The organism is Nocardioides zeae (genome assembly GCF_030818655.1).
Lineage (GTDB): Bacteria > Actinomycetota > Actinomycetes > Propionibacteriales > Nocardioidaceae > Nocardioides > Nocardioides zeae_A.
Map to the genome: position 1 here is coordinate 3,881,838 of NZ_JAUTAN010000001.1, position 16,725 is coordinate 3,898,562.

17 protein-coding genes are annotated in these 16,725 nt (G+C 73.8%); 7 read left to right on the top strand and 10 right to left on the bottom strand.

Annotation, left to right across the window (positions count from 1 at the left end; genetic code table 11):
- The first annotated feature begins 94 nt into the window (after positions 1 to 94).
- Positions 95 to 1,852: a pilus assembly protein TadG-related protein gene (locus QE405_RS18435; RefSeq protein ID WP_307203703.1), complete on the top strand. Its 1,758-nt coding sequence runs from the start codon at positions 95 to 97 to the stop codon at positions 1,850 to 1,852.
- 45 nt (positions 1,853 to 1,897) lie between these two features.
- On the opposite strand, the gene QE405_RS18440 is transcribed toward QE405_RS18435, so the two are convergent.
- The gene (locus QE405_RS18440) at positions 1,898 to 3,733 is read right to left on the bottom strand and encodes a phosphoenolpyruvate carboxykinase (GTP) (RefSeq protein ID WP_307203708.1); all 1,836 of its coding nucleotides are present in this window, start codon (positions 3,731 to 3,733) and stop codon (positions 1,898 to 1,900) included.
- A 169-nt stretch (positions 3,734 to 3,902) separates the two neighbouring features.
- Between QE405_RS18440 and QE405_RS18445 the strand changes: the two genes are divergently transcribed.
- Complete coding sequence (locus QE405_RS18445) at positions 3,903 to 4,514, top strand: YitT family protein (RefSeq protein WP_307203715.1); 612 nt, start codon at positions 3,903 to 3,905, stop codon at positions 4,512 to 4,514.
- 24 nt (positions 4,515 to 4,538) lie between these two features.
- Here QE405_RS18445 and QE405_RS18450 read toward each other — a convergent pair whose 3' ends face one another.
- On the bottom strand, positions 4,539 to 5,081 hold the full coding sequence (locus QE405_RS18450) for a thermonuclease family protein (RefSeq protein ID WP_307203722.1): 543 nt from the start codon (positions 5,079 to 5,081) through the stop codon (positions 4,539 to 4,541).
- A 121-nt stretch (positions 5,082 to 5,202) separates the two neighbouring features.
- A complete protein-coding gene (locus QE405_RS18455; protein WP_307203737.1) occupies positions 5,203 to 5,733 on the bottom strand; it encodes a C40 family peptidase in 531 nt (176 codons plus the stop codon).
- Between the two features lie 464 nt (positions 5,734 to 6,197).
- Between QE405_RS18455 and mftF the strand changes: the two genes are divergently transcribed.
- The 3 genes from mftF to QE405_RS18470 all read left to right on the top strand — a co-directional run bounded on the left by mftF (position 6,198) and on the right by QE405_RS18470 (position 9,554).
- Positions 6,198 to 7,613 carry a mycofactocin biosynthesis glycosyltransferase MftF gene (gene mftF, locus QE405_RS18460; RefSeq protein ID WP_307203743.1) on the top strand — a complete coding sequence of 472 codons (1,416 nt, stop codon included), beginning with the start codon at positions 6,198 to 6,200 and terminating at the stop codon, positions 7,611 to 7,613.
- A 10-nt stretch (positions 7,614 to 7,623) separates the two neighbouring features.
- The gene (locus QE405_RS18465) at positions 7,624 to 8,232 is read left to right on the top strand and encodes a TetR/AcrR family transcriptional regulator (RefSeq protein ID WP_307203751.1); all 609 of its coding nucleotides are present in this window, start codon (positions 7,624 to 7,626) and stop codon (positions 8,230 to 8,232) included.
- 269 nt (positions 8,233 to 8,501) lie between these two features.
- Positions 8,502 to 9,554 (top strand): hypothetical protein, encoded by a 1,053-nt coding sequence (locus tag QE405_RS18470; RefSeq protein ID WP_307203758.1) that lies wholly within the window; start codon positions 8,502 to 8,504, stop codon positions 9,552 to 9,554.
- Positions 9,555 to 9,795: 241 nt separating this feature from the next.
- Here QE405_RS18470 and QE405_RS18475 read toward each other — a convergent pair whose 3' ends face one another.
- Positions 9,796 to 10,218 (bottom strand): hypothetical protein, encoded by a 423-nt coding sequence (locus QE405_RS18475; RefSeq protein WP_307203765.1) that lies wholly within the window; start codon positions 10,216 to 10,218, stop codon positions 9,796 to 9,798.
- A gap of 234 nt (positions 10,219 to 10,452) precedes the next feature.
- On the opposite strand from QE405_RS18475, the gene QE405_RS18480 reads away from it, so the two are divergent.
- Positions 10,453 to 11,052: a hypothetical protein gene (locus QE405_RS18480; RefSeq protein WP_307203772.1), complete on the top strand. Its 600-nt coding sequence runs from the start codon at positions 10,453 to 10,455 to the stop codon at positions 11,050 to 11,052.
- On the opposite strand, the gene QE405_RS18485 is transcribed toward QE405_RS18480, so the two are convergent.
- The 6 genes from QE405_RS18485 to mftA all read right to left on the bottom strand — a co-directional run bounded on the left by QE405_RS18485 (position 11,049) and on the right by mftA (position 15,651).
- Positions 11,049 to 11,786 (bottom strand): mycofactocin-coupled SDR family oxidoreductase, encoded by a 738-nt coding sequence (locus QE405_RS18485; protein WP_307203779.1) that lies wholly within the window; start codon positions 11,784 to 11,786, stop codon positions 11,049 to 11,051. The genes QE405_RS18480 and QE405_RS18485 overlap by 4 nt on opposite strands.
- Positions 11,783 to 12,529 carry a mycofactocin biosynthesis peptidyl-dipeptidase MftE gene (gene mftE / locus QE405_RS18490; protein ID WP_307203786.1) on the bottom strand — a complete coding sequence of 249 codons (747 nt, stop codon included), beginning with the start codon at positions 12,527 to 12,529 and terminating at the stop codon, positions 11,783 to 11,785. Before mftE ends, QE405_RS18485 begins: the two co-directional genes overlap by 4 nt.
- Entirely contained in the window at positions 12,526 to 13,752 is a 1,227-nt protein-coding gene (gene mftD / locus QE405_RS18495) for a pre-mycofactocin synthase MftD (RefSeq protein WP_307203792.1), read from the bottom strand. Before mftD ends, mftE begins: the two co-directional genes overlap by 4 nt.
- A gap of 91 nt (positions 13,753 to 13,843) precedes the next feature.
- Positions 13,844 to 15,214: a mycofactocin radical SAM maturase gene (gene mftC, locus QE405_RS18500; RefSeq protein WP_307203805.1), complete on the bottom strand. Its 1,371-nt coding sequence runs from the start codon at positions 15,212 to 15,214 to the stop codon at positions 13,844 to 13,846.
- Positions 15,211 to 15,528 (bottom strand): mycofactocin biosynthesis chaperone MftB, encoded by a 318-nt coding sequence (mftB, locus tag QE405_RS18505; protein WP_307203810.1) that lies wholly within the window; start codon positions 15,526 to 15,528, stop codon positions 15,211 to 15,213. The genes mftC and mftB overlap by 4 nt, the downstream gene beginning before the upstream one ends.
- Before the next feature lie 24 nt (positions 15,529 to 15,552).
- Positions 15,553 to 15,651: a mycofactocin precursor MftA gene (gene mftA / locus QE405_RS18510; RefSeq protein WP_163771247.1), complete on the bottom strand. Its 99-nt coding sequence runs from the start codon at positions 15,649 to 15,651 to the stop codon at positions 15,553 to 15,555.
- Between the two features lie 223 nt (positions 15,652 to 15,874).
- Between mftA and mftR the strand changes: the two genes are divergently transcribed.
- Entirely contained in the window at positions 15,875 to 16,468 is a 594-nt protein-coding gene (gene mftR / locus QE405_RS18515; protein WP_307203839.1) for a mycofactocin system transcriptional regulator, read from the top strand.
- Positions 16,469 to 16,725: the final 257 nt, after the last annotated feature.

The following is a 16,725-nucleotide window of genomic DNA, read 5'->3' on the forward strand; positions in this document are numbered from 1 at the left end:
CTCAACCGCGGTCCCCCCGCGCCGATGGGTCCTCGTCGCGACCCGGCCCGGCGGTTCCCCCGTCGCCGACCCCGGGCCGCGGGAGGGATCTCGGATGCGCCACCACCAGCACCGCCACCACCAGCACCGCCGTGACGAGCGCGGCAGCGTCGCGGTCTTCGTCGCCGTCATGATCGCGGTCGTCGTCGCCGCCGCGGCCTTCGTCACCGACCTCGGGCTGCAGCGTGTCCTGCGCTCCGACCTGCAGGCCGTCGCCGACGTGGTCGCGCTCGACCTCGCCCGCAACCTCGACGGCCGGACGGCCGCGCAGCTCGGGGCCGTCATGGACGCCGCGCGGGACCAGTCGGTGGCCCGCAACGACGACGCCGTCGGCGACGGGACGCGGGTGACGTGGGAGGTCGGCGAGGTCACGCTCCAGGGGCAGTTCCGGGCGTTCACCGCCGCCGACGCCGCGACGTCCCCGACGGCGGTGCGGGTGACCGCCCGCTCGCAGGTGCGCTACCCCATCACGGGCGGCGACGGGCCCGCGACCCGCGCGGCGGTCGCCGGCGCGACCTCGTCGGCCTGCTACCGGCTGGGCTCCTACGCGGCGATGGTGCGGTCGGGGAACTCCCTGCTCCTCAACCCGGTGCTCCGCCGGATCGGCCAGAGCAACGCCACGCTGTCGGCGGCCGACTACACGGGGCTCGCGGGCGTCGCCGTCTCGCTCGACAAGCTCGCCGCCAACCTGGGCCTCGGGTCGGTCAACGAGCTCGCGACGGCGACGGTGAAGGCCCGCGACTACTACCTGGCGCTGGTCAACGCGCTGCCGGCGGGCACGAGCGGCACCCAGGTCACGATCCTCAACCAGCTCCGCTCGTGGACGCTCACCCAGAGCATCGACCTGCAGGTGGGCCGGATCATCGGGGTCTCGTCCGGCTCCGGTTCGGTGGTGGGCGCGACCTACGACCTGCTCGACCTGGTGGCGGGCTCCATGTACCTCGTCAACGGCGAGAACCTCATGAACGTCTACATCGGGAGCCTCGCCCCCGGCGTCACCAACACCGGCCTGGCGATCCGGCTGATCCAGGGGGCACGGCAGTACTGCGGGCGACCGGGAGAGGCCCACACCACGGCCCGCGCGACCGACACCCAGCAGCTCGGGGTGCACGTCGACACCTCGCTCAACCCGGTGGTCACGTCGATCGTCGTGCCGGGCATCCCCGGGATCCTGGCCGCGCCGGCGTCGTTGACGGTCAACCAGCCGAACTACGTGAGCCTCGACGTGGGGGTCGCACCGACGGTCTCGACCCTGACGGAGCTGCGCTGCGGCAGCCCGCAGAAGGCGACCTTCACGGTGGAGAACGGGCTCGTCAAGGTCACGCTGCGCACCAACGTCCGCACCGTCCTGCAGACCCAGCTGAAGCTGCTGGCCCTGCCGTCGCTCAGCGAGACGCGGGTCGAGGTGAACGCGACGATCGACATCACGGCGACCATCGGCTCCTCGCGCCGCAGCTCCTTCACGGTCGAGGTGCCGCCGCAGAGCTTCGACACGCCGTACACGACGAGCACCGGCGGCGTCACCATCGACTCCGCGACCGTCGTCGGCACCGCGTCGGTCACGGCGCACAAGTACGTCGCGGGCCTCAACGTCGGCGGCGTCGCGCTGACGACCAGCGAGAAGAACGCCCTCGCCCAGTCGGCCGTCGACGGGTCGGCCCGGGCCTACTTCGACGCGTCCCGGCCCACCAGCATCCTCAGCGGCATCGTCACGCCGATCCTCGGCCTCGCGGGGGCCGAGATCGCGGGGTCGCGCCTGTCGCTCAACAGCGCCCCCGCCCTGCAGTGCGGTACGCCGCGACTGCAGGGCTGAGGGCGCTGCCGGGTGCTGCTCGGGCGGGACGCCCGGGGTGGTGCCTCAGGCCTCGTCGAGGGCGGCGGCCACCCGACGGTGGGCCACCCAGATCTCCTCGGGCAGACCCTCGAAGAGCTCGAGGTGCGTCTGGCGGAAGCCCATCTCCTGGCGCCACCGCTCGACGTCGATGTCGAGGAGCCGCTCGAGGTCGGCCTCGGGGAGGTCGAGCCCGGTCAGGTCGAGCTCCTCGCGCGTGGGGAGGATGCCGACCGGCGTGGGCCGGCCCTCGACCTCGCCCTTGCGCAGCTGGATCAGCCAGAGGAGCGCCCGCAGGTTCTCGCGGTAGCCGGGCCACAGGAAGTGGCCGTCCTCGGCGTCGCGCTGGAACCAGTTGACGTGCGCGAAGATGGGCGGCTTCGAGGCGGCCCCGACGATCTTGAGCCAGTGCGCCGCGTAGTCGGCCTCGGCGTAGGACATGAACGGGCGCATAGACATGGGGTCGTAGCGCAGCTGGCCCTCGACGCCCTCGGCGGCGAACGTGGCCTCGGCGCCGAGCGTCAGCCCGTCGTACACGCCCTCGGCGACGTCGTGGAACGCCCGCACCAGCGGCTCGCGGTCACGCGTGCGGCCGCCGAAGATGATCGCGTCGACGGGCACGCCGGCCGGGTCGTCGTAGTCCGGCGCGACGTTCGGCACCTGGCTCAGCGCGGTCGTGAAGCGGCTGTTCGGGTGGGCCCACGGGGCGTCCTTCTCGGACTCCGACCGGTCGGCGATCTTGTCGCCCTTCCAGTCCTCCCAGCCCGTGACGTCGGCCGGCGGCTGGGGCGTCTTGCCCTCCCACCAGACCTCCTGCGTGTCCGGGTTGTAGGCGACGTTGGTGAAGATCGCACCCGAGCCCTCGTCGACCGAGTGCAGCGCGGTCGGGTTGGTCAGCTCGTTGGTGTCCTTCGCGACGCCGAAGACGCCACCCTCGGGGTTGAAGGCGTAGAGGCGGCCGTCCTCACCGGGCCAGATCCAGGCGATGTCGTCGCCGTAGAACTCGACGTGGTAGCGGTCGCCCAGCGCCTCGGGGGCCAGGGTCATCGCCAGGTTGGTCTTGCCGGACGCGCTCGGGAAGCCACCGACGACGTGGTGCTTCTCGCCGGTCTGCTTGTCCGTGATGCCCAGCAGCAGGAACTGCTCGGAGAGGAACTCGCCCGAGGCGAAGCCGTCGAAGGCGGCCTGGCGGAGGCCGTGGGCGATCTTGCCGAGGAGCGCGTTGCCGCCGTAGGACGAGCCGTAGTGCAGGATCGTGCGCTCGTCGGCGATCGTCACGAAGTAGCGCTGGTCGTCCGCCGTGCCCTGGCCGAGGTTCGGCAGGTCGCCGGCGACGTGCACGGCGCGCACGAAGCTGTCGGGCTCGGCGAGGTCGTTGATGTAGGAGACGCCCACGCGGGCCATCCGGATCATGTGGAGCACGACGGTGCGCGTGTCGGTGAGCTCGACGCCCGCGGCGTACTTCTCCAGCGGGGAGCCCTGCGGCGCCATGAGGTAGGGGACGACGTACATCGTCTTGCCCTCGAGCTGGCCACGCATCTTCGACGTCAGCAGCTCGCGCATCTCGGCGGCGGGGCGCCAGTTGTTGTACTCGCCCTTGTGGCGCTCGTCGTTGGTCGCGACGATCGTCCGCTCCTCGGAGCGCGCGGTGTCCTTGTGGTAGCTGCGCGAGTAGTACCGACCCTCGCCCGCGGGCAGCAGCTCGCCGGCCTCGAGGGCCTCCGCGACGAGCCGCGCGTCGTCGGCGGCGTCCACCACCTCGATGCGCGCCGCGCCGGTCACCTCCGCCCAGTGCGCGACGTACTCCCGCACGTGCGGGTTGAGCAGGCCGGCCTCGTCGAGGGCGGTGTCCACGAATCCCATGTCGTCCGGATCCCTTCGTCGGTGGCACCCGGGGGTGCGCACGGCGTCAACTGCCGTTGATGCTCGCACACCCGGTACGTCGCGGTACTGCGGCCCCATATTTGGTACCGAGTGCCGCACTGGGTCCCACGCGGTCGGGAGTGTCCGCCGGCGTCGTTAGTGTGCGGGCGTGAGCACCCCGCCCGACACGGTTCCCCACTCGTTCGTGGAGAACGTGCTGGGCGTGCTCACCGGCACCTTCCTCGTCTCCCTGGGGCTGCTGTTCCTCACGACCAGCGCGGCCGTCACCGGAGGCACGACCGGTCTGGCGCTGCTGCTGACCTACGCCGCGGGCCTGCCCTTCAGCGTCGTCCTCGTCGTGCTCAACGTGCCGTTCTTCGCCCTCGCCGCGGTGAAGATGGGCTGGGGGTTCGCGGCACGCAGCCTGCTCTGCGTCGTGCTGGTGAGCGGCTTCGCGGAGCTCCACCACCGCTTCGTCGACCTCGCCGACCTCGACCCCGTCTACGCCGCGATGGCGGGCAACCTCCTCGTCGGCATCGGGTTGCTCATCGTGTTCCGCCACGGCGCCAGCCTCGGCGGCTTCAACGTGGTCGCGCTCCTCGCGCAGGAGCGGCTCGGGTGGCGGGCGGGCCACGTGCAGATGGCGCTCGACGTCGGCGTCGTGCTCGGCGCGCTGGCCGTCGTCGATCCCGCCAACGTGCTCGTCTCGGCCGTGGGTGCGGCGCTGCTCAACCTCGTGCTCGCCCTCAACCACCGGCCGGGGCGCTACCTCGGCGCCTGAGGCGGTGCGACCTGTGCGACGGGCTCAGCAGCCGCTCCACGCGCCGCGGCCCTCGGCCTCCGCTCGGTCCTCCGCCGCGGCGTACCGGTCCAGGCGCTCGAACTCGTCCCGGAACACGTACGTCGCGACCCAGCCCGACGCGACCAGGCGCTCGCCCACGTCGGTGCCGTCGGGGCCCTCGACGTAGCGCAGCAGCCGGTCGTAGCGGTCCACGTCGTCCTGGGTGGGGTCGCCGACGAGGGTGACCGTGGTGCCCACCGGCAGCAGGTCGACGAGCACGTCGGTGGCCTCGGCGCCGCCGCACTCGGGGGTGCCGCGCACCTCGGGCGCGTCGAGGCCGAGCAGGCGCACGCGACGCTCCTCGTCGGACCCCGCGGGCACCACCCGGATCGTGTCGCCGTCGACGACCGCGGTGACGACCGCGGTGCTGGACGCGCCGTCGCCGGGCTCGCCGCCGGGCTCGCTGTCGGGACCGCCGCGGGGATCGTCCTCCGCCCGGTTGCCGGTGAACCAGATCGCGCCCACCACCAGCAACGTCAGCAGGATCCCCACCACGCGTGTGCGCACCCGCGCCCCCTCGTCACCGTCGGCGTGCGGCCGCCCCCGGAACGACCGTCGGCGGCGATCCTAGGGATCGCCGCCGACGGTTCTCGGGACGTGCGGTGCGCCGGTGGCGCGGGGCCGAGGCTCAGACGCGGCCGAAGGTGACGCTGGTGGTCCAGATCTTCTCGAGCTTGACGCGCTCGCCGGTGCCGGGGGCGTGCCAGACGTAGCCGTCGCCCGCGTAGATCGCCACGTGGTAGACGCGGCCGCCGCTGTAGAAGAAGACGAGGTCGCCGACGCGGGCCGACTTCGTGCTGATGCGACCGACCGACTCGGCCATCTGGCGCGACGTGCGGGGCAGCGTCTTGCCGACCTTCTTGTAGACGTAGCCGACGTAGCCCGAGCAGTCGAAGCCCGTGCTGGGGCTGGTGCCGCCGTAGCGGTACTTGACGCCCTTGAGCGCGCGGGCCGCCTTGAGCACCTCGTAGTTGCGGATCTCGATCTGGCGCTCGTACTCGGCCCGCTGGGTCGAGGACCAGTGCGCGGGGTAGGCCTCGGCCGGCTGGGCCGTGCCGACGCTGAGCGCCGCGGTGGAGGCGACGGCCGCGAGGGCGAGACCGCCGGCGGTGGCGGCCCGGCGGAGGGTGGAGGTGCGACCGGGGGTGCGGACCGTCATGCGGGCGCGGCCGTGGGCGCGGTGGCGGGGGGTGCCGGGGATGGGAGAAGGAGCGTGTGCGGGGGTGCCCGGACGTGCGGGCACGCTGACATCAGCATGCATGGAGGGGATTCCTTGCGGCGACGCCTACGAAAGATGACCTGTCGGGTTCGGGCTGCCGTTGCCCGGGCCGACCACCTCGCGGTGGGCGGACCTTCACCCCAAGCCGTTCCACCCTGCGGTGGAGCGGCGTGCTGCCTGGGTCTCCCGTGCTCACCACTCGCGCGTGCGCGATCTGGTTCTCCCCAAGCCGTGGTGAGCCTCGGCGCAGCCTGGGCGGCCCCGTCGACCCCGACGAGGACTTTCGGCCGTCAACACTGGGGGCTGCCCGCCCGGTTGGCAAGAGGTTGAACTGTCTTTTATGTCACGGGTGTGAACGCGAAGGTGCGGGGCGGTAACGCCGATCGGAACTACCTTTGGTCCTCGTGAGCCTCCCGCCGCCGCCCGACCGTCCCGCGCTGCCGCCGGGCACGCGTGTGCTGCTCGACGCGGGCGTGCGCCGCTACGGGGCCCTCCTCGTGGGGGGCGCCCCGGTGCGGGCGGTCCGGCTCGGCGCGGGTGGCGCACGGTTGCTCGAGGGCGGCTCCTTCGTGCTCGACGGCACGCCCGGCCGCGCCGGGCTCGCGGCGCAGCTGGTGGGGGCCGGGCTCGCGGCGTACGTCGCGGACGCACCCCCGCCGGCCGGCGACGACGTGCTCGTCGTCGTCCCCGCCCACGAGCGGGCCGACGGTGTCGAGCGGCTGCTCGGCGCCCTCGGCGGCGCGGTCCCGGTGCTCGTCGTCGACGACGCCTCGCCCGATCCCGGCCCCCTCGCCGCGACGGCGGCACGGCACGGCGCGGACGTGCTCCGGCTGCCGACGAACCTCGGACCGGCGGGTGCGCGGAACGCAGGCCTCGCGGAGGCGCGGCGGCGGGGCGCGACGTACGTGCTGTTCGTCGACTCCGACGTCGTCGTCACGGCGGAGGAGCTCCGGCGCCTGCGCGCTGCCTTCGTCGACCCCGGCCTCGCCGTGGTCGCGCCGCGGATCCGCGGTCTGGTGGAGACGGGGTCGGCGCTGACGCGGTACGAGGCCGTGGCCTCCTCCCTCGACCGGGGTCCCCGCTCGGCGTTCGTGGCCCCCGGCACCGCCGTGGCCTACGTACCCTCCGCCGTGCTGCTCGCCCGGGTCGCGGCGCTGGGGGAGGGCTTCGCCGCCGACCTGCGGGTGGGGGAGGACGTCGACCTCGTGTGGCGGCTGGTGCGCGCGGGCTGGCGGGTGCGGTACGACGCGGGAGCCACCGCCCGCCACGACCACCGGGTCGCCCTCGGGGCGTGGGCGCGGCGGCGGGCGGACTACGGCGGCAGCGCGGCGGTCCTGGCCGCCCGGCACGGCGACCTCGTCGCCCCCGCGGTCCTCGCCCCGCTCGGTGTCGCGCAGGTCGCGGCGCTCCTGCTGCAACGTCCGGTGCCGACCGTCCTGGCCGGGGGTGCGGGGGTCGTGGTGGCCGCGCGGCTCGCGGACCGGCTGGGTGGCGACGCCGATGCCCGGCGCACCGCGACGTCCCTCACGCTCCTCGCGACCTGGATGAACGTCGAGCAGGTCGCCGCGGGCCTGCTCCGCCACCACTGGCCCCTCACCGTGGTGGGGCTCGCGACGTCCCGCCGGGTACGACGCCTGGTGGCCGCCGCCGTCGTCGCCGACACCGCGGCGGGCTGGGTGCGGCAGCGGCCGGCGACCGACGTCGCGACGTACGCCGTGCTCCGTCGGCTCGACGACCTGGCCTACGGGTGGGGCGTCTGGCGTGGAGCGGTGAGCGAACGCTCGGTGCGTTCGCTCCTCCCGGCGTGGCGGAGGTCGTAGGGTGCTCCGCATGGTTGCGGAGCCGCTGGAGTGGCGGAAGTACGACGACGCCCAGCTGCCCCGGGTCCTCGAGGCGGCGCTCGAGGCGTTCGCCAAGCACGGGTACCACGGCACCTCCATCCGGGAGCTGGCCTCCACGGCCGGCCTGTCGGTGCCGGGGCTCTACCACCACTACCCGTCCAAGCAGGACATCCTCGTCGCCCTCCTCGAGGACGTCATGCGCGACCTCGTGCAGCGCACCGCCGCGGCGCTGGAGGAGGCCGGGGCATCCCCCGCAGCGCGCTTCGACGCCTGGGTCGAGTGCCTCCTGCGGTTCCACATGTTCCGCACGAAGCACGCGTTCGTGACCTCGAGCGAGCTGCGGAGCCTCGAGGGCGCCAACCGCGACCGGATCGTCGCGCTGCGCGACGAGCTCCAGGCGATGCTCGACAGCGCCGTCGAGGACGGTGCGGCCGACGGCACCTTCGCCACGCCGTACCCCAAGGCCGCGAGCCGCGGCGTCACGGTGCTCTGCATCGGGGTGTCGTCGTGGTACCGGCCCGACGGACCGCTGAGCCCCGAGGAGCTCGTGCACCGGCACCTCGTGCTCGCGCGCGGCGTCGTCAACGCGACGGAGTGACGCCCTCGGCGGTGGTCGCCTCTTCCGGTGTCGCCTCTTCCGGTGTCGCCCCTCCCGGTGTAACGCGGTGTCCGGGCTACTGCACACGTGGTCGACCACCGCAGGAGTAGCACCAACCCTTCCAAGGAAGCCCGGACACCGCGTTACACGGGTTGATGGACGCCGCCGACCGGCCCGCTGGCCCTCCCCAGGCGGGCCCCGGGGTACGTCTGTCCCCAGGCAGCGCGCCGTACCGGTTGCTCGGTCCGCCGGTCGGTCACCGTGGGCGCATGCATCCCCTCCTCGCGGCGACGGCCGCCACCCAGGGCGGCGTGTTCACCCGCGAGCAGGCGGCGGGGGTGGGTTACCGGACACCGGAGATCCGGACGCTCCTGCGGCCCGGCGGGGAGTGGGTGCGGGTGCGCCGGGGAGGGTACGTCGCCCGGCCCGCCTGGGAGGCCGCCGACGACGTGGGGCGGTGGCGCATGCGCGACCGCGCCGTCCACCTGACGATGAGGGCCCCGCACGTCCTCAGCCACGACTCGGCGGCGCGGGCGCTCGGCATCGACGTCGCGGTACCGCGCGAGCGGCTCGTCCACGTCACCCGGGGCAGGGTCAACGGCACACGCACCGAGCACGGGGTCAAGCACCACGTCGCGCGCACCCCGCCCGGCGATCTCGCGCTCACCGACGGCGTCCCGCACCTCGGCGCCGCCCGCACTGCCGTCGACCTCGCCCGCGAGCACGGCTTGACCACCGGCGTCGTCGCGATGGACCAGGTGCTGCGGCGCAACGTCACCATCGCCGACCTGCACGGTGAGGTCGCCGGCCAGCGGCACTGGCCAGGGGTGCACGAGGCGCGTCGGGCGGTCGACCTGGCCGACGCCGGCGCAGAGAACGGCGGGGAGTCGATCGCTCGCCTGTTGGTCGTCGAGGCGCTCGGGCTGCGTCCGGTGACCCAGTTCCCGGTGCGGCTCGGCCGCGGTGTCATCTGGATCGACATGCTGGTCGGATGTCTGGCCATCGAGCTGGACGGCCGGGTGAAGTACCTGTCGGTCGCCGAGGGCGGCGTCGCCGTCGGGCCCGTGGCCGACGTTGTGATGGCGGAGAAGGGTCGGGAGGGCGGGCTGCAAGGGGTCGGCCTGGCGGTCCAGCGCCTCACGCCCGACGACTTCTGGGGCGTGCCGCGGAAGCGGGCGATGGCCCGGCTCCGCCAGCAGTACGCCGCAGCCGTCGCGTCGTTCGGAGCGACGACCCCGACGGCCCTGCTGGAAGCGGCGCGGCAGATGGAGGGGCTGCGCAGCGAGCGCCTGCGCGACCGGCGCCTCGGCGTCGCGAGCTGACGGGTCGTCTTCGGTGTGGGGGGGTGGGGTGGCTCGTCCTCGCCGTTGTAACGCGGTGTCCGGGCGTCCATGGAAGGGTTGGTGCGTCCTGTGCGGTGGTCGACTACTGCTCCAGTAGCCCGGACACCGCGTTACACGCAGTCCCACTCACCAGCCGGGGGCGAGGCCGGAGCGGGGCGCGACGACGGGACCTGGGCGTGGGCCGAGCGAACCCTCTGCCGGGGTGTCCGACGCGCGGTGGTCAGGCGACCGTCGACCACCAGTAGACGGGCGCGATGCCGCGCACCTCGCCGTCGGCGTCGCGGAGCACGTCGATCTCGCTGTGGAACCGCTCGCCCGTGGCGAGCTCCCCACGGAACGTGACGAGGGCCGTGCCGTCGTCCTGGAGGTCGACCTGGGTGGCGACATCGCCGGTCGGGCCGGCAGGCGCGCCGTCGAGGGTGCGCTCGCACAACGACTTGGAGGCGGACAGCTCGCAGACCTCGTCGGGCGGCAGCGCGAGCAGCTCCTCGACCCACGCCTCGGTCTCCGCCACGGTGAGGGGGTGGGGCGGCGCGGGCTTCGCGACGGCCGAGATCCCAGCGCTCGCCGCGAGGCCCCCGCCCGCGATCGCCAGCACGGCGGCGCCGAGCGCCAGGGTCCGTCGGATCGGGAACGTCGTCATGATGCTGATTGTGGGGCGCGCCGCGCGTTCCCCGCTGGAGTTCTGCGGAACGGATGCGGGCCGACGGAACCTCCGGCTGCACCCGTTCCGCAGGAGGTGGCCGGGCGCCCCGCCCGCCGCCGGAAATCGGTGGCGGCGTCACCACCGCCGGTGCATGCTGATCCACTCGGCCGACGGCGCCGGGGGGTGGTGCGAGGCCGACTCGCGACGGCCGTTCCGGCCCGGAGGCCCACGATGGTCTACCTGCAGTTCTTCAGTGACTACACCGAGCACCCGCTGTGGCTGCGCGGACCCACCTGGGACGACGCCGGGCACGCCGACGCCGACGAGCTCGGGCTGAGCGGTCCCCTGCAGGAGGACCTCGCCGACTGGTGCAGGCGCGACGACGGTGACGATGAGATGCGGGACGGGTTGCTCGGCCACCTGGTGCGCGCGCTCGGCCTCGCGCGCCAGGTCCAGCTCGAGCTGGGCGGGGACCACGAGGTGTGGCGGTGCGAGCCGGGGCGGCACGCGCTGCTGCTGGCCCTGCCGGGCGAGGGCGCGGATCTCCTCCGGATGGAGGCTGGCCGGCCCGTGCGGTTCCCGATCCGGACCCTCGCCGTTTCGGTCCCGACCCGTCGCCGCATCCACCGGTGGCGCGCGCAGCGCCGTCACGCGGACGGCCTGCCGGGCGACGCGTCGTGGCGCGCGGAGGGCCTGTCGATCGCGGCGGCGATCCAGGAGGAGGTGGGTCTCGACGCGGTGGTGGGCTACCTCGGTGGCCGGACGGAGGAGCCGCCGCGGGCCCCGGTCCCACCCGAGCTCCGGGGAGGACGGTGGCGCGCCTGGCGCTAGATCCCGAAACCCCCGTCGGCGTTGACGACCGACCCGTGGAGCGCGGCTCCGGCCGGCGAGCAGCAGAGCGCGACGACGTCGGCGACCTCGGCCGGCTCGAGCGCCCGGCGGAGGCCCTGGTGGCGGGCGAGCTCGTCGATGCCGTCCTCGCCCGCGAGGCCGTAGAGGGCCGCGGTCGCCTCGAGCATGGGCGTCCGCGTGGCGCCGGGCGACACGGCGACGGCCACGACGCCCGTGCCGGCGAGGTCCGCGGCGAGGCCGCGCACGATCCCGACGACCGCGTGCTTCACGGCCGTGTAGGCCGCCAGCCCGAACAGCCCGTGCTCGCCCGCGGCCGACGCGATGCCGACGAAGCGCGCGAGGTGGGGCTCGGGCGAGGCGAGCAGGTGGGGGACCGTCGCGGCGGCGGTCGTCCAGACGCCCTTGGCGTCCACCTCCCACAGCTCGTCGAGCACGCTGTCGGGGGTGGCCCAGAGCGGGCTGCCGCCGCCGACGACGGCCGCCGCGGCGACGACCGCGTCGAGGCGGCCCCGGCGGGCCACGACGTCCGCAGCCAGCTCGCGCAGCGCCGTACCGTCCCGCACGTCGACGAGGTGCCACTCCGCGCAGGGCGCGGCGACGGGGGCGACGTCGACACCGACCACGTCGTAGCCGTCACGGGCGAGCGCGGCGAGGACCGCCGTGCCCAGCCCTCCGGCGGCGCCGGTGACGAGGGCGACGCGGCGGTCGCTCACGCCTGCACCGGTACGCGGCCCGCGGCCCGCGCTGCCGGTGCGGCCAGGTGTCCCCGGGCGTCGGGAGCGGCGTGGCGGACGCGCTGGAGCACGTCGCGCACGAGCTCCGCGACGAGGCAGCGGCCCTCGTCGGCGGTCGCGCCGGTCGGGTCGCCGAGGACGCCGTTGGCGGAGACGGCCCGCACGCCGCCGCTCATCAACGTCGGCAGGATCTCCGTCAGGGTGCCGGTGTTGCCCACCTCGGCCCGGCGGAGGTCGACCGCGGTGGGTCGGAGGTGGAGCATGATCGAGGTCTCGGTGCGACCCGCGTGGAGGTCGACGTCCTCGGTCGCGCACGCGACCCAGGCGGTGTCGTGCCCCTCCTCCCGCAGCTGACGCACGGCCTTCTCGAGCGCGAAGACGTTGCCGCCGTGGGCGTTGACGAGGACGACGCGCGGGGTCCAGAGCTCGGCGGAGCGCACCAGCTCGACGAGCAGGGCGGCGAGCGCCTCGGTGCCGATCGACAGCGTGCCGGGGAAGCCGTGGTGCTCGCCCGAGGCGGCGAACAGCAGGGGCGGCGCCACGAGCACGGGCACCTCGTCGAGGAGGTGCACCGCCACGCGCGCCGCGACCTCGGCGGCGATGACGCCGTCGGTGTCGAGGGGCAGGTGGGGACCGTGCTGCTCGATCGAGCCGACCGGCACGAGGAGGAGCGTGCCGGGCTCGACGTCCGGCCACGTGCGTGACGAGAGGGCGGGGGTCACGGTGCGCCCAGCGTGCGGTGGAAGCCCTCCGGGACGAGGAGGTGCTCGGGCGTCAGCTCGTGGATGGACGCGACGCCCATGCCCCGCAGCGCCGAGTCCACGCCCATGCGGAGCACGTCGAGCACGTTGCCCACGCCCTGCTCGCCGTTGGCGGCGAGGCCCCAGAGGTAGGCGCGGCCGATGAGCACGGCCCGGGCGCCGAGGGCGACGGCCTTGACGACGTCGGAGCCGCGGCGGATGCCACCGTCGATGACGACCTCGAGGTCGTCGCCGACCCGCGAGGCGATCGGGTGCAGCATCCGGATCGCGGCCGGGGTGCCGTCGAGGTTGTTGCCGCCGTGGTTCGACACGGAGATGGAGTCGACACCCGCGTCCACGGCCCGCAGCGCGTCGTCCACCCGGCTGACGCCCTTGAGGATGAACGGCTTGCCGCCGGAGACCTGCTTCCACTGCTCGCGCATCCACGCGACGTCGTCCCAGGACGGCGGCTCGGTGTTCATCCACTCGTAGTAGGCGCCGAAGAACGTCGGTCCCGCGATCCCGCCCGGCGGCGCCAGGTTGGGGGCGGTGAGGTCGGGGATCGTGCCCGTCTTGCCGAAGGTCCACAGCCACCGCGGCTTGGCGGCCACCTTCGGGGCGAAGCGCACCATCGTGCGGAGGTCGACCTTCTCCGGGATCTCGGGCGAGCCCCAGTCGCGGCCGATCGAGAACGACCAGTCGGTGGTGGCGATGAGGCCGAGCGCGCCCGCGTCCTGGGCGCGCTGCATCCGGTGGAGCATGATGTCGCGCTCGCCGGTCCAGTACATCTGGAAGAACGTCCGCGCCCCCGTCCCCGTGACCTCCTCGACGGACTTCGAGGCGAAGTTCGACAGGCCCATGAGCGTGCCGCGGTCGCGGGCGGCGCGGGCGACGGCGACCTCGCCGTCGGGGTGCACGGCCTGCACACCGGTGGGGGAGATGACGACCGGCTGCGAGATCTCCTGGCCCCAGACCGTCGTGGCCTGTGACCGCTCCTTCTGCTGGCCCGCGACGACCGGCTGGAGGCCGATCTCGGCGAAGGCCGCCTGGTTGTCCCCGGCGGACTGACCGCGCTCCGAGCCGGCGACGAGCGCGCCGTACACGGGCTGCGGCAGGCGCTTGCGCGCCCGCTCCTGGGCGACGGCGACGGACTCGAACCAGGGGTTCTGCTTCCAGGGGTTGCTCAGCCACTCGGGCTTGGCCATGGGTCTCTCCTGCGGTGGTGTGCCGGCGGGCGCGCGTGGTCGGCGCAGGCGTGCCCGCCGGCGGATCGGGGGGTTCGGGTACGGCGCGGGATCAGCACCCGCAGGCGCCGGAGGCGCAGCCGCCCCCGCCGCCCAGGGCGCCCGTGCCCGGGTCGAAACCGGCGAGCGGGCTCTCGGCGCACGCCGAGACGGGCATGCCGCGGGGCGTGAGGGCGGCCTCGAGGTCCTCGGGGCGGCGACCCAGCTGCAGCATCACGGGCTGGTTGCGGGTGGGGTTCTTCTTGGAGTGGTCCTGGCTGGGCTCCGGGACCACCCGGCCACCCGCCTCGTTCATGGACTGCAGGGCGGACTCGCCGTAGCCCTGCACGCACTCCGGGTCGGGACCGTCGAGGGGGAGCCCGGTGAAGAACTTGGCGGCCATGCAGCCGCCGCGGCAGGCGTCGAAGAAGGAGCACTTCGCGCACGCGCCGCCGGTCTGCGGGGCGCGCAGGTCCTGGAACAGCGGGGACGTCTGCCAGACCTGCTGGAAGCCGCCGTCGGTGAGGATGTTGCCGGCGTGGAAGTTGTCGTGGATCGCGAACGGGCAGGCGTAGACGTCGCCGATCGGGTCGATGAGGCAGACCACACGGCCCGCGCCGCACAGGTTGAGGCCGGGCAGCGACTCGCCGAACGCGGCGAGGTGGAAGAAGGAGTCGCCGGTGAGGACGTTCTCGCCGTTGGCCATCAGCCAGTCGTAGAGCTCGCGCTGCTGCTCGGGGAGCGGGTGCAGCTCGTCCCACACGTCGGCGCCGCGGCCCGACGGGCGGAGCCGGGTGAGGCGGAGCATCGCGCCGTACTTGTCGGCGATGGCCTTGAACTCGTCGAGCTGGCCGATGTTCTGGCGGGTGCAGACGACGGAGATCTTCGCGTCGGAGAAGCCCGCCGCCTGGAGGTTCTCCAGTGCACGGATCGCGGTGTCGAAGGACCCGGAGCCACGGACGTAGTCGTTGACCTCGGCGGTCGCGCCGTCGAGCGAGATCTGGATGTCGACGTACCCGTTCATCGCGGGCGAGGCGAGGAAGGCCGCACGCTCGGCGTTGAGGCGCACGCCGTTCGTCGAGAACTTCACGCCGACGTTGTGCTCGATGGAGTACTCGAGCAGCTCCCAGAAGTCGGGACGGATCGTGGGCTCGCCGCCGCCGATGTTGATGTAGAAGACCTGCATGCGCTGCAGCTCGTCGATGACGGCCTTCGCCTGGTCGGTCGACAGCTCGCGGGGGTCGCGACGACCCGAGCTGGACAGGCAGTGGGCGCACTCGAGGTTGCAGGCGTAGGTCAGCTCCCACGTCAGGCAGATCGGCGCGTCGAGACCGAGCTCGAACTGGTCGACGAGGCGGTCGCCCCGGGGGGTGCGGTCACCGGTCGTGGGGAGCAGCTGGCCGATCCGGGTGCTGGGCCCGGGGCGCTCGGGGGCGATCGTCATGCTGCGGCTCCTTCGGTCGGGCGCGGGCGGATCATGTCGGTGCGGGCGAGGCCCTGCAGGGCCGCGAGGTAGCCGGGCCACTGGGCCTCGGGCACCGCGGCGGCCGCGAGGGCGGCAGCCACGTCGGGCTCGTCGGCGAGCGCGCGCACCACGGTGACGAGCTCGGGACGCTTGAGGAACGTCAGCTTGCGGTTGCCGAAGTGGTAGGCGAGCGCCCCGAACGGCTCGGGCCGCAGCGCCACCGCGGGCGAGATGGCCCACGGCTGGTCGAGTCGCACGGCGTCGGGGGCCGGGCTGTCCGGGGCGTCGCTCATCGCAGGTCTCCTGGGCTCGTCGGCTCAGTAGACGCCGCACATGCCGTCGATCGAGACTTCCTCGATCAGCATGTCGGCGCTCAGGTCGGTCTGCGTCTCGACGGACTCCTGGGGCTTGCTCATGCGCATCTCCTCGCGGTGTCGGTGCGGGGTGGCGAGCCCCCCGCGTGTGCCGTGCGCCACAGTAATGACACGGGGTGCCACTTGGGAAGGACGAGGCGACACCTGGTGTCATAACTGCCCGGTCGGGCAGGTGGTGCCTGCCCTCCTTCCGGCGGCCGTGCCCGCGTGATGGGATGCGGGCGGTCCGGCGTCCCCGTCGTGCCGGTGGCGGAAGGAGGCGGCGGTGCGGCACGAGCGCGGCGAGATGTTCGGCCGACCTCGGTCGACGACCCACGAGTCCATCGAGTCCGTGGCGCTCGACCTCTTCCACCGCGACGGCTTCGAGCAGACGACGGTCGACGACATCGCCACGGCCGCCGGCATCAGCCGACGCACCCTCTTCCGCTACTTCGCCTCCAAGAACGACATCCCCTGGGGCCGCTTCTCCGAGGGCCTCGCCGAGCTCGCGCGCCGGCTCGAGGAGGCCCCGCACGACGAGCCCGTGTGGCAGGCCCTCCACGACGCGATCCTCGACTTCAACGCCGTGCCCGCGGGCGGCGAGGAGCAGCACCGGGGCCGCATGCGGCTCCTCCTCGGCACGCCGGCGCTGCAGGCGCACTCCGCGCTCATGTACGCCGAGTGGCGCGGCGTGATCGCTCGCTTCGTCGCCGAGCGGCGCGGCATCGCGGCGGACGACGTGCGCGCCGTCGTCGTGGGCCATGCCGCCCTCGGGGTCTCGCTCGCGGCGTACGAGACCTGGCTGGCCCACGACGACGCCGACCTCGGCGAGCAGCTCGACGCCGCCCTCGGCGCCCTGCGCGACCACCTGGCGGAGTAGCGCCTGCGCCGAGTCGGCCGGAACGCGCGGGGTGCGGGGGCGGGCGGGAGGGCGCGAGGAAGTTCAGGTTCTCTGAACTTTGCCAGGTGCGCGGGTCGGGCGCCGGCCGCGATCCTAGGAAAACGCGGACCGGAGGCCGCGGGGAGTCCGCGTTTTCCTCGATCCGGCTGGGTCCGGTCCGCGTTTTCCTCTCCCGGGCACACCGGCCTGATTGCGTCACCTCCGCCCATCTGGCACCATCCCTCGCAGACCGAGCG

Excerpts from the sequence above, each read along its gene's own strand:
- QE405_RS18470 (WP_307203758.1), top strand. The coding sequence starts at position 8,502 with ATGCATCCCCTCCTCGCGGCGACGGCCGCCACCCAGGGCGGCGTGTTC.
- QE405_RS18480 (WP_307203772.1), top strand. The coding sequence starts at position 10,453 with ATGGTCTACCTGCAGTTCTTCAGTGACTACACCGAGCACCCGCTGTGG.
- QE405_RS18440 (WP_307203708.1), bottom strand. The coding sequence starts at position 3,733 with ATGGGATTCGTGGACACCGCCCTCGACGAGGCCGGCCTGCTCAACCCG.
- QE405_RS18475 (WP_307203765.1), bottom strand. The coding sequence starts at position 10,218 with ATGACGACGTTCCCGATCCGACGGACCCTGGCGCTCGGCGCCGCCGTG.
- mftA (WP_163771247.1), bottom strand. The coding sequence starts at position 15,651 with ATGAGCAAGCCCCAGGAGTCCGTCGAGACGCAGACCGACCTGAGCGCC.
- QE405_RS18435 (WP_307203703.1), top strand. The coding sequence starts at position 95 with ATGCGCCACCACCAGCACCGCCACCACCAGCACCGCCGTGACGAGCGC.
- QE405_RS18465 (WP_307203751.1), top strand. The coding sequence starts at position 7,624 with ATGGTTGCGGAGCCGCTGGAGTGGCGGAAGTACGACGACGCCCAGCTG.
- QE405_RS18455 (WP_307203737.1), bottom strand. The coding sequence starts at position 5,733 with ATGACGGTCCGCACCCCCGGTCGCACCTCCACCCTCCGCCGGGCCGCC.
- mftB (WP_307203810.1), bottom strand. The coding sequence starts at position 15,528 with ATGAGCGACGCCCCGGACAGCCCGGCCCCCGACGCCGTGCGACTCGAC.
- mftD (WP_307203792.1), bottom strand. The coding sequence starts at position 13,752 with ATGGCCAAGCCCGAGTGGCTGAGCAACCCCTGGAAGCAGAACCCCTGG.
- mftC (WP_307203805.1), bottom strand. The coding sequence starts at position 15,214 with ATGACGATCGCCCCCGAGCGCCCCGGGCCCAGCACCCGGATCGGCCAG.